Here is a 13,805-nt window from a genome sequence, read left to right on the forward strand (position 1 = left end):
TATCTTAAACAACAATACTAGATTTCTAATAATTATCTGGGTGCACTCCAAGTGCCTAATTCTGCCAAAATAGAGTGTACAAAGGGTTAATTCCGTGATTAGAGGAAAATCAGGCCCGGTGCAGGAATTCACCTGTTGCAGTAGGACTGACGGAGCGCTATTTTGCAGCACATATACGGAAAGACATCGCAGAAAAGTAGGAAATAATGGCAGACTTACCGCATTTTCTCGATACTTCGGGGCTCAACTGCCCCCTGCCCGTCCTGAAGGCAAAAAAAGCGATGAAAACGTTAAAGGAAGGCGAGCGGCTTAAAGTGCACGCAACCGACCCGGCCTCGGCCATCGATTTTCGTCATTATTGCGCGGTTAGCGGCTATCTTCTTGAAACCATGCGCGAAACGGACGGCCTGTTCGAATATATCATCGTCAAGACAACAACGTCTTAGCGGTCCTCATTGCTTTGGCCTGCCAATGCTGATCCCCTTTCCATGCCCGTCCTTGTATCCGGAAGGCGGCACAAACGGATCAGGCTCCGCTGCGCCAATGCCCCGGTAGACTGACACGGACGGGAAGGCAAAGCTGGTGCCCGCCTGCTCTACTATCCCCTTGATCGCGTAAGCGAAATTCTGCTTGATATCGAGCCATTCACCCCAAACCGTTGTCCTGGTGAAGCAATAGATCATGACATCGATGCTGCTGGCATTGAAACTGTCCGTCACGACGAAGGTCAGCGCTTCGCCAGACTGTGCAAAATCCTCGTTCCCGACCAGATAATCCTGAATTTTCTCAGTGATTTCCTGAAGTTGCTCCACGGTCGTTGAATATTCCAGACCGATTTTCCAGTAGATGCGACGATAAGTCATTTCCGAGAAGTTGGTCACGGCTTTGTCCGCAAAAACCGCGTTTGGTACGATGGTGATCGCCTTGTCAAACCGCCGAATAACCGTGGAGCGAAAGCCGATTTTCTCGACCGTCCCCTCGACCACACTATCAACAAGCACCCAGTCCCCTGCCTTGAAGCGCTTTTCAGCCAAGATGAGAAAGCCGCTGATCAGGTTTTTGAACAGATCCTGTGCGCCGAGGGCGACAGCGACGCCGACAATACCGAAACCGGCAATAACCGGCCCCACCTGTATCCCCCAGAGTTGCAGCACAGTTGCCCCGCCAAGGCCAATAATCAGCCCTTTCATGATCTTGACGAGAAACTCGACCATCTCCGCCGAGAACAATTCTTCCAGCTTACCAAGCAGGAAGGTCAACGGGCTGATGGCGCAGTAGATTGCCCAGAAGATATTAAACACAATCATTGACCGGACAATTTTTCCGGCCAAGGCTGAAAAACTCTCCTCATTCCCGAAATCCGGGACTTCGAGCGCAAAATAAACGCCAATCACGACCGGTATGAAGCGAATCGGGCCTTTCATCGCAGAAACCAGTTGATCGTCGATCTTGCTCTCCGACCTCTCAGCGAACCGGATCAGGCGATTGATCACGAATTTGGTGAATACACCGCGGATCAACAAGGCTGCCAGCAGGATACCGAGGGCGATTATCAGTGAGCTGAAATCGATGCCTGCGTATCCCTCACGCCAGACTTCTTTGACGATTTCCCAAAAATTCCCGAAATTCTGCACGTTCTGCCTATCCCGTTCGTCGCGTTACACTGTTTCATTGCCCTGAATAGCGGGTGAGGAGCATGAAATCAAACCATGTGGATGAAAAATCGTCTCGCCTGTGAAGTTCAGGTAATAACCTTAAGCAGGTGATCAACGTCCTGCGCACTCGTATTCCACGACGTGACGAGACGGACCTCTCCCGCAGAATCCTTTCCATTGCGATAATAAAGCACGTCTGAAACGGCCAGGGACTCAAGCGAGGCTTCCGGCAGCCGCGCAAAAATCAAGTTAGCCTCAACAGGGTAAAGGACCTCTGCGCCGGGTATCGCGGATATCCTGTCGGCAACCTCCCGTGCCATCCGGTTGGCATGTCCTGCAAGATCTAGCCAAAGACCATCGGTGAGGTAGGCATCGAGTTGCGCCGACAAATAGCGCATTTTCGAGAAGAGATGTGCCCCCCGCTTGCGCCGGAACTCAAACTCTCGCGCTTTCTCCAGATTGAAGAAGATCACCGCCTCGGTTCCCATTGCGCCATTTTTAGTCGCGCCGAAGGACAGGACGTCTACCCCGGCACGCCAGGTGATATCGGCGGGGGCGCAGTCCAGGAATGTCAGGGCATTGGCAAATCGCGCGCCATCCATATGCAGCCCCAGACCATGCCGCTGCGCCACAATGCCGATTTCTGCGATCTCCTCCGGCTTGTAGACAGTGCCACTTTCTGTTGCCTGCGTAATGTCAATAACAGCTGGCTGCACATGATGAACATTGCCAGCGCCTGCTTCTTTTAGAACATCGTCGAGTTCTGCCGCCTGCAGTTTCCCGCCTTCACCATCGAGCTTAACAAGCTTCGCACCATGGGTGTAAAACTCGGGAGCCCCACACTCATCCTGTTCGATATGGGCAAGCCGGTGACAGTAGATGGCCCCGTAAGGCGGCGTCATCACGCTGAGACCAAGCACATTGGCCGCCGTCCCCGTCGCGACAGGAAATGCCCTGAGGTCGCATTCGAAAATTTGTTTTAGTTTCGCCTCCACCCCACTGGTGAGAGGATCGTCGCCATAGCTGAGCATTGGGCCCGCATTGGCTTTTTGGATAGCCGCAAGGATTTCCGGGGCGACTGGCGCCGCATTATCACTTGCAAAATTGACGAGTGTGCCGTTCTTCACCATCTATACTCCGTCCTTTTCTCCTCCGCCCGATCCGGGAGGGGGGTGGGAAAGCTTCCTTTATTGCAGGCCCTCTTTATCAAGGTTGAAGCTGCCTAGAATGCTGCCATCATTCAGGCTTACCACCAGGATCAGGCGCGCAGCCCCCTCTGTGCCGACGGTGACAAACAGGCGTTCCTGTGACGGGGTGAGGCTAATCAACTCCATATCGTCGGGAATTGGCAGGTGGATGTCCCCGAAATTGCCAAGCTGCATCTCGCCGGACACCGAAATTGTCTTTTCCTGCATCTCGGACGCGGGTTCGGTTTCCATTGCCGTCATGCGCTTATATATGGTAACCGCTATGACAGTGGCGAACAGGATGATGAGCGCACCGAGGACACCGACAATCCATTTCAGCAAGGTGAGATTGGGTCCGGAATTTTCGGATGGCTTTTCCGACATATGATCGCCCTCTTTTAACAAACGTTTCTGGTACATTTGTATGCCATCCATTGAGGGTACACTTCAAGTTGAAGTTTCAGCTGCAGACGACGGCACCCGGCTCGACCGGTTGCTGGCGTCATCGCTTGACGACTTGTCACGCAACCGGATCAAGCCGCTGATCAAGGACGGCCAGGTCTCCCTCACAGACCTTCCCGTCACAGATCCGTCCCGCCGGGTCCGCGCGGGCGAGGTTTATGAGGTGGTGGTTCCCCCTGCAGTCGAAAGCGAACCGGAGCCCGAAAATATCCCTCTTAATATTCTGTTTGAAGATGAGCATCTGATCGTCATCAACAAGCCAGCCGGTATGGTGGTGCATCCGGCGGCCGGCAACTGGTCCGGGACACTTGTCAATGCGCTACTCTATCATTGCCGCGACAGCCTGTCTGGCATCGGCGGGGTGAAACGCCCCGGCATTGTGCATCGGATCGATAAGGACACCAGCGGTGTCATGGTGGCCGCAAAAAGTGACGCTGCGCATCAGGGTCTTGCCAATCTCTTCGCTGCGCATGATATAGAGCGGCGCTATAAAGCAATTGTCTGGGGCAGGCTTTATCCCGCCGCCGGTAAAATCGAGGGAAATATTGGTCGCGATCCGCATAATCGCAAACGCATGGCCATGGTGACCAAGGGCGGCAAAAGCGCTGTTACACATTATAGGCTCGACGACAACTTCCAGGATATCGCCGGGCTTGTAACTTGCGAGCTTGAAACCGGCCGAACCCATCAAATCAGGGTCCATATGGGCCATATTGGACACCCGTTGATCGGTGATCCACTTTATACCCGCCCAAGGCGCAGCCGCGTGAGCTCTCTCTCCGACGAAAGACAGAAAATCATTCTTTCTTTCAATCGTCAGGCGCTTCATGCCGAAACCCTCGGTTTTGTGCATCCTGTCACAGACAAGCGCTTGAAATTTGAGGTAGATTTCCCATCTGACTTAATGGAACTAATCAAGGCATTTAGGGGAAAACACCCAGCATCATAGAAATGCCATGGTTCCTGAGTAGACAGGAATGTAATCCGGGCCCGTTTTTTGGGCGTATAATACGACGAAAACCGGGTGCCATGAATAGAGAGGGTCCTGAAATGAGCACATCTACTTTACCTGTATTGACGCCGGAAGGCGGCCTGTCCCGGTATTTGCAGGAAATCCGCAAATTCCCGATGCTGGAGCCAGATCAGGAATATATGCTGGCAAAAGCCTGGAAGGATCACGGCGATACCGAGGCGGCCCACCAAATGGTGACGAGTCATCTCCGACTGGTTGCGAAAATCGCAATGGGTTATCGTGGTTACGGCCTGCCGATCGCCGAACTGATCTCGGAAGGCAATGTCGGAATGATGCAGGCGGTGAAAAGATTCGAGCCTGAAAAAGGCTTCCGTCTTTCTACCTACGCCATGTGGTGGATCCGCGCAGCCATTCAAGAATATATCCTGCGGACCTGGTCCCTCGTGAAAATGGGAACGACTGCCGCACAGAAAAAGCTGTTCTTCAACCTGCGCAAAATCAAGGGCCAGATCGAGGCCATTGACGAAGGTGACATGACGTCGGATCAGGTTAAGACCATCTCCAAGAAGCTCGGCGTGACCGAGGATGAGGTGATCAGCATGAACCGCCGCCTGACGGCACCGGATCACAGCCTCAATGCCCCGATGCGCGCCGAAAGCGAAGGTGAGTGGATGGACTGGCTGGAGGATGAAACACCAAACCAGGAAACCGTCTATGCCGAGAGCGAGGAGCTCAAAAGCCGGCGGGCGATGCTGGAACAGTCGATGGATGTTCTCAATGAGCGCGAACGCCATATCCTGACTGAACGTCGCCTGCGGGATGAACCACTCACACTTGAAGAGTTGAGCCAGCAATATAACATCAGCCGTGAGCGGGTTCGCCAGATTGAAGTCCGGGCTTTTGAAAAGCTGCAGCGGGCGATGAAATCCAAGGTTATGGAAGAACGGCTGAACTAATACGCCGTTGTGAAACGTAAAATGAAAAAGGCGCTTGCCATAGGCAGCGCCTTTTTTTGTTAGCGGGAGAAACCTCCGATTGACGGCATTCTGACAGCCCCCAGCTGCGACAGGCCCTTAAGCACTTTCTCGGACGGATCACCGTAAACCGTTACCTTTTGCGGCGTCAGCACGCTCATAAAGCGGGCGGCAAATTTACTGCCGAAATTACCCATATGTATCAAGGTCGCGTCCGAACTTTCGAACCGCTCCAAGATGTGACAGGTTTTATTGTCCTCACTTACCGACCACTCATAGTTAAGCGCACCCGGTTCATCGGCCTTCGTTGCCGCAACCATCTCATGCATCAATTTTTCGAAATCTTCATGTTTGCCGTCTTTTATCTCCAACTCAAATATCCAGTAGACATGGCCTGACATTCTTGTGCTTCCTTGTTTCTGATTCTGCTTTTGTTTCTTTGACGTCGGCACTATGCCCAAGACACCGTTTTATTTCCAGTAATTAAGCCGTGATTTGAGGAGATCTGTTTACGGCTGCTCCTGCTCCAGGTCTTTAACATCTGTCACGAATTGGCCGCCCCATTCCTCGATCAGTTTGGCCCGTTGTTTCTGGAGCCTCCCCAATGTCGCCTTGGCCTGCATCTCATAGACAGCGAAGACGACTATCGGTACGCCCCAGGCTAAAAATACGGCAAGCCCTGCCCCGCTCAGCATAGCAAGCCACATATAAACATCGGAGAGAATCTTGAAGGCCTCATGAAACGTCTGGCCACGCTCCCAAAGTATCCCGATCACAGGAATGACACCGGCAAGATTAAAGGCCATCATTGCCGCGGGACCGCCCGGCCGGTCGTTGGGCAAAAGCAACGCGACAAAACTCGGTATCATTCCGGCAATAAGAACAAGCATGGTCGGCGGCACAAAGACAATACCAAGACCTGACAGAACCAGAATCCAGACGATTATGAAATTCTGGCCCATTTTGCTTTCTGTCGCTTGTTCTGCTTTCTTTGACTTGTTGGCCATGGCGTTATTCCAGGAAATAGAGGGCTGAAAGGATCATACTGCTCATGAGCGAGGTAATCGCCAGCACCGAGGTGATCCAGGCCCCGTAACGCATTGCAGCGGTTCTGCGCTGCTCAACCGATTTCTCAAGATAGACTGCGATACGGTCCCCCTCGTCGGCGACAGCAAGCGCCTCGTCATATTCGCGGGCATCAGCCGCAAGTTGTCTCTCGATATCTGTTGCGTTCAGGATTGCCACCATACTGCCGCTTTTCTTCGCCTCGTGAAATTTCTGACTCACGATCTCCCGGCGCAGACGAGAGCGGATTTTCGTAAATACGGGCTTTAGCATTTCCTCAGTCCAGCGGCAAAACCCTGGCAGCGGCAACGGATGTGCGGCCGCCTGTAACTTAGCAAGGATCCTCAGCTGCACCAGCATCTGCTCCGCACTGCCGGGTGCTTTATGGGCGAGTATTTTCAGATGTTTATCCAGACCCTTTGATTTCACCGCGACAAATGCCGCGATATGCCTGTCAAAAGGATTCCCCTGTCCATTCGACGAAGAAAGCTTTTTCTCTGCAACATCAATCAATTGTGGGATATTCCTGACATCCCCGCCCAGTACAAGCGGGCTCAGGCACGGAGAGCCGGGATTAAGGGCATAAAGGCACCGCTCAAGTCCGAACCCTATATTTTGTTTCTGCTTCATGTAATCATTGCAGTTGGAAATAGAGCTTGCCGGCATCCACTCTGCGTTTCTTTCCTTGTCTGTGCGTACTTCATTGACCGCAATCGTATGCATCAGATTGGTCTCCAGAAGTTCCGCGATCGTCTTCTTCAGTTCGGCATTATCGTCCTGAAATGCCGATAACATCAGGGAACCAAGCGCGCCGCGCCCAAAGACAATATCGCGATACCAACATGCTCCGTCAGGATCCAGCAGATGGATAGCTCGCGCAACAGCAGTGTGCGCATAGTGTTTTTCACTACGCACCAACGTACCGCCCTCGTAAATAAGGACCATTTTCTTCGCAATCGTCTCATCCCGAAGCGATCCATTGATCCATTTCGTGAGCCTGCCGCTCTCTATCAGTTCCAGCGCGGCTTTCTGGTTTTGCGCCATGGCATAGGCGAGAAGCCGCGGCGAATTATATTCCTCAGATTCAAACAGTATCTTGCCAAAAGCCGGACTATCCCCGCGTCCACGCCGAGGCGGATCTGCAATTGCATCTCGCCAACGGGCCAGCGTAGCGACGTCCCAGCGCCGTTTCGGATCATCATGCAAGAGTCCGGCAAGCACATCCTTTACGCGCGAAGAAAGAGAAATACCTTCTGTTAGAGCTGCGAAACTGCCAAATTCAAGTTTTTGCTTATAAATCTCACTTGCGCTCAATTCCGCGGCCGGAAGCTTACCGCACAAGAGATGTAGGATCAGAACCCCGACCGCGTAGATATCATCCGCTGGTGTTCCCTCACCTCTCCCCATAGGATGTGCCATCGCACTCGTAATCGGTTCGTAAACGACCGGTTGAGCTGAACCTGGCGCACTGGTGACCGGCTCCCCCAGGAGAAGATGTTCCCGGTTTAAGTCCGCGAAGAAAATATTATTCGCGCGGATGCCGCGATGGGCCAGCTTGTTCTTATGTAGTATCTGCAGGCAATCCACCACTGCTGGTAGCACTCTATCGAATACCATATTCTCTGTAAGCGGTTCACTGCCATCGCGATACAAAAGACCACCGCGCGGCATTTCAAAGATCGAAACATAGCAAGCGTCAGTGTCGGAAGTACGGATAGATCCATGCGCCAAAAGTTCGACCATACCGGGGATGCAGCTTTCACTCATTAGCTGAGCCAAAGATTGGCGATATGTACTGTAAGGGCTTGAAATAACGGCGAAACATTCAGACGATGAATCCTGAAGATCGTTTGCCAGAACGGCCGTATTGGCACTACTTTCCAGGTCGGCAAGACGCCGTGAAAAATCAACGCTATATCGCCCTTCGAGGACCGCGTCCGTGCTCGCCGCCTCTTGTTCGATCGGCTTATCTATTTTTTCGGCAACAGTCATTCGCGCGCGACTTTAATCCATCTGATAAAATTCAGCGGCGATTGTCGCAATTCTACGTTAATACGACGTTAAATTCAGTCCGAAGACGGAGACGGGCAGAGCTGCTTCCTCTCATCGACCCGCCACACGAGCAGCGAGGAAATCACCAATACCCCGGCGGCGATCAGGGAAGCGATGAAAAAATCACCGAAATAGTCATACACATATCCGGCAAATCCCGGCCCAATTGTTTGTCCGACACCAAAGGAAAGAGTCATCACCGCCAGAATCTGCCGTCCGTGGTACGGTGCCATAGCGCGCGCCTCCACCAGGCCAAGTGCTGTGATCCCGACGAGCGTATTGCCGAGGATAACTGCCGAGAGAAGGAGAATGAAGGGATGTTCCCATATCACACTGGCGGCGACACCAAAGGCGAGAATCAGACAGGCAACGGAATAAATCCGGCCATTTCCATAAATCCCGCCGAGCCAGCCCCACAACGCCACTGAGGGAATGGCCGCAACCCCGACGACGAGCCAGATAATGGATTGCATCCATTGTACTTCCGGTATCTGACGGACAAGGGTGGAGATGAATGTGGCCGTGATGATATAACCAAATCCAAAAAGGAAATAGGACAGGATCAAGGCTTTCAGCGGTCGGCTGTAGCGAAGCGACCTGCCAGCCTCACCCCCAACTATGATCTCAGGTGCGGCGGGCACAAAGAAGAAGACCGGCACGATAAAAACGAGAGAAAGCAGGCCCGACGCGATCCACATGATATCTACCCCGACCGCCATATTCTCAAGGAATATAATCAAAAGGGAGGAAAGCGAGATACCTGTGCCGACGCCTGCAAAATAAAGGGCGGACAGGCGCGGCCGGCCCTCGGCCGCAAGTCGGCTCAAGATGAGAGCGGATCCGAATACCATGACAAAGGCGGAGGCGATCCCGCTAATCAGCCGGATAAACAGGAATAACTCGAAATTCTCCGTGAAGCCCATGGCAATCGTGGTCAGCGCGCAAATAATCAGGGAGAACAGGAACCAGCCACGCGTGCTGCCGGGCAGGCTTTGGCGGATACCCAGAAGCGCGCCCAGCAGATATCCGAGATAATTTGCCGACGCGATCAGCCCCGCGTCAGACTTGCTCACACCAAGGCCGGCTTCCATAAAGGGCAGTATCGGGGTATAGACGAAGCGGCTAATACCTATGCCGACGGCAAGGGCTAGCAGCCCTCCGACAGCGAGCCGCCCCATGTGTCCGGAAGAATTCATCATTCCGGAACTTTAGCATGAGGAGGAAACGGCGGGCAGCCTGTTTCTGTTCACTTTTAGGTTAATCTTCGAACGGATTGCGGACGAGGATTGTATCTTCGCGCTCCGGGCTTGTCGAGAGAAGTGCAACAGGTGCCTCAATCAGTTCCTCCACATGGCGGATATATTTCACTGCGGCGGCCGGAAGGTCTGCCCAACTGCGCGCACCATAAGTACTCTCGCTCCAGCCTTCCATTGTCTCATAGACAGGCTTTACCGCCGCCTGATCTGCCATGTTGGCGGGAAAATAATCGATCTGCTTGCCGTTCAATTCATAGCCAACGCAGATTTTGAGTTCGTCCATACCGTCCAGCACATCCACCTTTGTCAACGCGATGCCCGTAATACCGCCGGTTTTCACGGCCTGACGCACCATTACGGCATCGAACCAACCGCAGCGGCGCTTACGCCCTGTCACAACACCAAACTCATGCCCGCGTTCGCCAAGCCCTTTACCCACGTCATCAAAAAGCTCGGTCGGGAATGGCCCTTCCCCAACACGAGTCGTGTAGGCCTTGGTAATGCCAAGAATATAGTTGACGGACCCCGGCCCGACGCCGCTACCTACGGCCGCCTGTCCGCCGAGTGTGTTGGAAGATGTCACGAAGGGATAGGTGCCGTGATCGTTATCCAGCATAGCCCCTTGCGCACCCTCGAACAGGACACGTTTGCGAGATTTCTTTGCTTCATCCAACCGGCGCCAGACGATATCAGAAAATTCAAGAACCTTTGGTGCAATTTCAATAAGTTGTGCGAGCAATTTATCACCATCCACCAGCGGTGCACCCAGACCTTTACGAAGCGCATTGTGATGATCGAGCAAGGTCGCGATTTTTCGCTTCAGTAGGTCCGTATCCGTCAGGTCGCAAACCCGAATCGCACGACGGGCCGTCTTGTCTTCGTAAGCCGGACCAATACCGCGCCGCGTCGTCCCGATTTTTACAGCCGAACTCGCATCCTCCCGCAGGGCATCAAGTTCCCCGTGAAGAGGCAGGATCAGCGTCGCGTTTTCCGCGATTTTGAGGCTGTTGTGGTCAACGCTAACGCCCTGCGCCCGCACGGTGTCGATCTCTTTCATTAATGCCCAGGGATCGACAACAACGCCGTTACCGATGACCGATATCTTGCCGCCGCGGACAATGCCGGAGGGAAGCAGGCTGAGCTTATAGACCTTGCCATCCACAACGAGCGTATGGCCGGCATTATGCCCGCCCTGAAAACGCACAACGACATCTGCGCGCTCGGACAGCCAGTCAACAATCTTGCCTTTGCCCTCGTCACCCCATTGGGAGCCAACCACCGCTACGTTCGCCATAATCCTCAGTCCTTGAATGTAAAATTTTGATCAGGAGAGTTTTGTAATTCCATCCGGCCCGAGAAACTGGCCGCAATTGAGGCGTCGCGCCTCCGCTTCTATGTCAACTTCAGGCGCAAGCCCCGCAACCGTTTTCCAGCCTTCCTGACGCAAGGCATATCCTTGATCGAGGCTGGTTCCAAACGGAAGGTAAAGCCGGTCATCAGCAGGCCGACGGGGCACTGCACGCATCAGGCTATCAAGAAAGAGTGTAAAGCCGGACGCAGATTCCCCGTCCATAAGACAGTACCGTCCGCCACGGCCAAGTTCCCCGCGCACACCGCGCGCAAAAACCGTAAAGCTGAGACCGGACTGATATTCAAAGCCCCGGAATTCACCCGGATCAATCGTCAGCGTCAAATCCGGTGCCGATTGCTGTAGTTGCGCAACCACATTTTTCAGGGCCTCGATCTGTGCGGTCGCCGCTTCGGGAAGCGATATGTCCTCAAGCGCCTCAATCGCGCTATCCGCCGGACCCGCCGCCTTCAAAAGTTTAATCAGGATTTCATTAAGCGGTGCCTTATAGCTCTCAAGTGCTACCGCGTCCTTGTGATCCAGAGCCTCCCGCGCAGAAACCGCAATTTCTGGATCAATACCGAGCTCCTTGCAAAGGGTCGGAACCAGGGTCGGCAGCGTCAGGTCAATGGAAAAATTCTCAACTTCAAGCGCGCCCAAGGCTTCGGCCGCGAGCAAGATCAGCTCCGCATCAGCAGAAGCTTCAGATGGACCGATCAGTTCGACCCCGGTTTGGGCAAATTGTCGCTCCGGCCGGAGCTGGGACCCATAGACCCGCAGGACCTGCCCGGAATAGGAAAGCCGCAAGGGACGTGGATCCTGTTTCATCCGGGTTGTCGCAACACGCGCTATCTGCAAAGTGATATCCGTTCGGATGCCCATCATCCGGTGCGAGACCGGATCCATCACGCGAAACATCTTGGAGGCAAGCGCCGCACCGGAGCCTTCCAGAAGATGCTCTTCAAACTCGATCAGGGGTGGCTTAACCTGCAGGTAGCCATTCCCTGCGAAAACATCCATCAGGGTACGGTTAATGCGCGCTTCGCGTGCAGCAGCGGGCGGGAGCATATCTGCCAAACCGGCGGGCAGCAGGCCTTTTTCGGAATAGTCATTCATTACGTGGGCCTATAAAGCATATTTCCCTGCGAACGCCAACAGGAACAGCAAAAAAGCGGCAGTTTTTAACCGCCGCTTTTACGCAAGCACCCGAAGGCGCAACTTTCTATCACATAGAACCTAGAAATTCAACGGCTTGACCTGATCCACATGGGGCAATTTCCGCACCGTATCCAGTGTTTCGGCCGACAATTCCGAATCTATCTCGATCAGGGCGATCGCCTCGCCCGCGCCCTTGTGACGACCGAGATGGAATGTTGCAATATTCACGCCCGCATCACCGAGAACCGAGCCAAGCGCGCCAATGAAGCCCGGCTTGTCCTTATTCGTGACATAGAGCATATGGGGGCCAATTTCCGCCTCCATATTGATACCCTTGATATTCACGATACGCGGACGGTCATCCCCGAACAGCGTTCCCGAAATATCGCGGGTCTGGTGCTCGGTCGTAATCGAGAGGCGGATCAGGGTCTGGTAATCCTCTTCACGGTCATTATAGCTCTCGGTGACGTCGATCCCCCGCTCTTTCGCAACCAGTGCTGCATTGACCATATTGATGCTGTCCATCAACGGGGCAAGCAGGCTCTGGATGATGATCGAGGTAAGCGGCTTTGTATTCAGGCCAGCTGCGGCGCCTTCATAATCGATGCGGACAGACTTGATGCCGCTTTCCGTGACCTGACCGGCAAATCCACCAAGTTGGGCGGCAAGGTCCATATAGGGTTTCAGCTTCGGTGCCTCTTCCGCCGTAACGGATGGCATGTTGAGTGCATTTGTGACAGAGCCAACCAGCAGGTAATCGGACATCTGCTCGGCCACCTGAATGGCAACATTGACCTGAGCCTCATCCGTGGACGCACCCAGATGCGGCGTTGTCACCACATTGTCGAGACCGAAGAGGATATTTTCCTTCGCCGGCTCTACCGCATAAACGTCAAGCGCTGCCCCGGCAACCTGCCCGGATTCAAGTGCTACCTTCAAATCTTCCTCAACAACGAGGCCACCACGTGCGCAGTTGATCAGACGCACGCCCGGCTTCATCTTGGCGATATTCTTCGCGTTGATGATATTGCGGGTGCTGTCGGTGATCGGCGTATGAAGCGAGATATAATCGGCCCGGGCGAAAAGATCGTCCAGCTCCAGCTTCTCGACACCCAGTTCCTGCGCCCGTTCCGGCGACAGGAACGGATCATAGGCAACCACTTTCATTTTAAGGCCCACGGCGCGGTCCGCGACAATGGAACCGATATTACCGCAACCGATGACGCCCAAGGTCTTGCCATAAAGCTCGACACCCATGAATTTTGATTTTTCCCATTTGCCATCCTGGGTGGAGGCATTCGCCGCCGGGATATGACGGGAGAGAGAGAACATCATCGCGATGGCGTGCTCGGCCGTGGTGATGGCATTACCGAAGGGCGTATTCATCACGCAGATACCGGCCGCCGTTGCCGCCGGGATATCAACATTATCGACACCGATACCGGCGCGGCCGATAACTTTCAGGTTGGTTGCCGCCGCAATAATCTCGGCGGTTGCCTTGGTGGCGGAACGGACAGCGAGGCCGTCATATTCGCCGATGCAGGCTTTCAGCTCTTCCGGCGTCATGCCGGTTAGTTCATCTACTTCTACTCCGCGATCGCGAAAAATTTCAGCAGCGCGCGGGCTCATCTTGTCAGAGATAAGGACTTTGACCATTTTATCGATCCTTCGTTCA

The 13,805-nt window shown here is 53.8% G+C and carries 13 protein-coding genes; 3 read left to right on the top strand and 10 right to left on the bottom strand.

What is annotated here, in order from left to right; all coding sequences use genetic code 11:
* Positions 1-206: 206 nt before the first annotated feature.
* Positions 207-446: a sulfurtransferase TusA family protein gene (locus tag GQE98_RS15900; RefSeq protein WP_161316691.1), complete on the top strand. Its 240-nt coding sequence runs from the start codon at positions 207-209 to the stop codon at positions 444-446.
* 6 nt (positions 447-452) lie between these two features.
* Here the strand turns inward: GQE98_RS15900 and GQE98_RS18495 are convergent, their stop codons facing one another.
* The 3 genes from GQE98_RS18495 to GQE98_RS15915 form a co-directional block, all read right to left on the bottom strand.
* The gene (locus GQE98_RS18495) at positions 453-1,634 is read right to left on the bottom strand and encodes a mechanosensitive ion channel domain-containing protein (RefSeq protein ID WP_161316692.1); all 1,182 of its coding nucleotides are present in this window, start codon (positions 1,632-1,634) and stop codon (positions 453-455) included.
* Positions 1,635-1,741: 107 nt separating this feature from the next.
* Entirely contained in the window at positions 1,742-2,785 is a 1,044-nt protein-coding gene (locus tag GQE98_RS15910) for a threonine aldolase family protein (RefSeq protein WP_161316693.1), read from the bottom strand.
* A gap of 57 nt (positions 2,786-2,842) precedes the next feature.
* Positions 2,843-3,262 (bottom strand): hypothetical protein, encoded by a 420-nt coding sequence (locus GQE98_RS15915; protein ID WP_161316694.1) that lies wholly within the window; start codon positions 3,260-3,262, stop codon positions 2,843-2,845.
* 4 nt (positions 3,263-3,266) lie between these two features.
* Between GQE98_RS15915 and GQE98_RS15920 the strand changes: the two genes are divergently transcribed.
* Both GQE98_RS15920 and rpoH read left to right on the top strand, forming a co-directional pair.
* Complete coding sequence (locus tag GQE98_RS15920) at positions 3,267-4,253, top strand: RluA family pseudouridine synthase (protein ID WP_161316695.1); 987 nt, start codon at positions 3,267-3,269, stop codon at positions 4,251-4,253.
* A gap of 101 nt (positions 4,254-4,354) precedes the next feature.
* Complete coding sequence (gene rpoH, locus GQE98_RS15925) at positions 4,355-5,233, top strand: RNA polymerase sigma factor RpoH (protein WP_161316696.1); 879 nt, start codon at positions 4,355-4,357, stop codon at positions 5,231-5,233.
* A 59-nt stretch (positions 5,234-5,292) separates the two neighbouring features.
* Here rpoH and GQE98_RS15930 read toward each other — a convergent pair whose 3' ends face one another.
* From GQE98_RS15930 to serA, 7 genes are all read right to left on the bottom strand, one after another.
* Positions 5,293-5,652 (bottom strand): putative quinol monooxygenase, encoded by a 360-nt coding sequence (locus GQE98_RS15930; protein ID WP_161316697.1) that lies wholly within the window; start codon positions 5,650-5,652, stop codon positions 5,293-5,295.
* A gap of 108 nt (positions 5,653-5,760) precedes the next feature.
* Positions 5,761-6,258 (bottom strand): hypothetical protein, encoded by a 498-nt coding sequence (locus tag GQE98_RS15935; RefSeq protein ID WP_161316698.1) that lies wholly within the window; start codon positions 6,256-6,258, stop codon positions 5,761-5,763.
* A 4-nt stretch (positions 6,259-6,262) separates the two neighbouring features.
* On the bottom strand, positions 6,263-8,308 hold the full coding sequence (locus GQE98_RS15940) for a protein kinase domain-containing protein (RefSeq protein ID WP_161316699.1): 2,046 nt from the start codon (positions 8,306-8,308) through the stop codon (positions 6,263-6,265).
* Positions 8,309-8,382: 74 nt separating this feature from the next.
* Positions 8,383-9,567: a YbfB/YjiJ family MFS transporter gene (locus GQE98_RS15945; RefSeq protein WP_202526349.1), complete on the bottom strand. Its 1,185-nt coding sequence runs from the start codon at positions 9,565-9,567 to the stop codon at positions 8,383-8,385.
* 58 nt (positions 9,568-9,625) lie between these two features.
* The gene (locus tag GQE98_RS15950) at positions 9,626-10,918 is read right to left on the bottom strand and encodes an adenylosuccinate synthase (protein ID WP_161316700.1); all 1,293 of its coding nucleotides are present in this window, start codon (positions 10,916-10,918) and stop codon (positions 9,626-9,628) included.
* Positions 10,919-10,948: 30 nt separating this feature from the next.
* On the bottom strand, positions 10,949-12,088 hold the full coding sequence (locus tag GQE98_RS15955) for an ATP phosphoribosyltransferase regulatory subunit (protein WP_161316701.1): 1,140 nt from the start codon (positions 12,086-12,088) through the stop codon (positions 10,949-10,951).
* A 120-nt stretch (positions 12,089-12,208) separates the two neighbouring features.
* Positions 12,209-13,786 carry a phosphoglycerate dehydrogenase gene (gene serA / locus GQE98_RS15960; protein WP_161316702.1) on the bottom strand — a complete coding sequence of 526 codons (1,578 nt, stop codon included), beginning with the start codon at positions 13,784-13,786 and terminating at the stop codon, positions 12,209-12,211.
* Positions 13,787-13,805: the final 19 nt, after the last annotated feature.

This window comes from Sneathiella litorea (assembly GCF_009882915.1).
GTDB lineage: Bacteria > Pseudomonadota > Alphaproteobacteria > Sneathiellales > Sneathiellaceae > Sneathiella > Sneathiella litorea.

Excerpts from the sequence above, each read along its gene's own strand:
- GQE98_RS15900 (WP_161316691.1), top strand. The coding sequence starts at position 207 with ATGGCAGACTTACCGCATTTTCTCGATACTTCGGGGCTCAACTGCCCC.
- GQE98_RS15910 (WP_161316693.1), bottom strand. The coding sequence starts at position 2,785 with ATGGTGAAGAACGGCACACTCGTCAATTTTGCAAGTGATAATGCGGCG.
- GQE98_RS15915 (WP_161316694.1), bottom strand. The coding sequence starts at position 3,262 with ATGTACCAGAAACGTTTGTTAAAAGAGGGCGATCATATGTCGGAAAAG.
- GQE98_RS15920 (WP_161316695.1), top strand. The coding sequence starts at position 3,267 with ATGCCATCCATTGAGGGTACACTTCAAGTTGAAGTTTCAGCTGCAGAC.
- rpoH (WP_161316696.1), top strand. The coding sequence starts at position 4,355 with ATGAGCACATCTACTTTACCTGTATTGACGCCGGAAGGCGGCCTGTCC.
- GQE98_RS15930 (WP_161316697.1), bottom strand. The coding sequence starts at position 5,652 with ATGTCAGGCCATGTCTACTGGATATTTGAGTTGGAGATAAAAGACGGC.
- GQE98_RS15935 (WP_161316698.1), bottom strand. The coding sequence starts at position 6,258 with ATGGCCAACAAGTCAAAGAAAGCAGAACAAGCGACAGAAAGCAAAATG.
- GQE98_RS15940 (WP_161316699.1), bottom strand. The coding sequence starts at position 8,308 with ATGACTGTTGCCGAAAAAATAGATAAGCCGATCGAACAAGAGGCGGCG.
- GQE98_RS15945 (WP_202526349.1), bottom strand. The coding sequence starts at position 9,567 with ATGATGAATTCTTCCGGACACATGGGGCGGCTCGCTGTCGGAGGGCTG.
- GQE98_RS15950 (WP_161316700.1), bottom strand. The coding sequence starts at position 10,918 with ATGGCGAACGTAGCGGTGGTTGGCTCCCAATGGGGTGACGAGGGCAAA.
- GQE98_RS15955 (WP_161316701.1), bottom strand. The coding sequence starts at position 12,088 with ATGAATGACTATTCCGAAAAAGGCCTGCTGCCCGCCGGTTTGGCAGAT.
- serA (WP_161316702.1), bottom strand. The coding sequence starts at position 13,786 with ATGGTCAAAGTCCTTATCTCTGACAAGATGAGCCCGCGCGCTGCTGAA.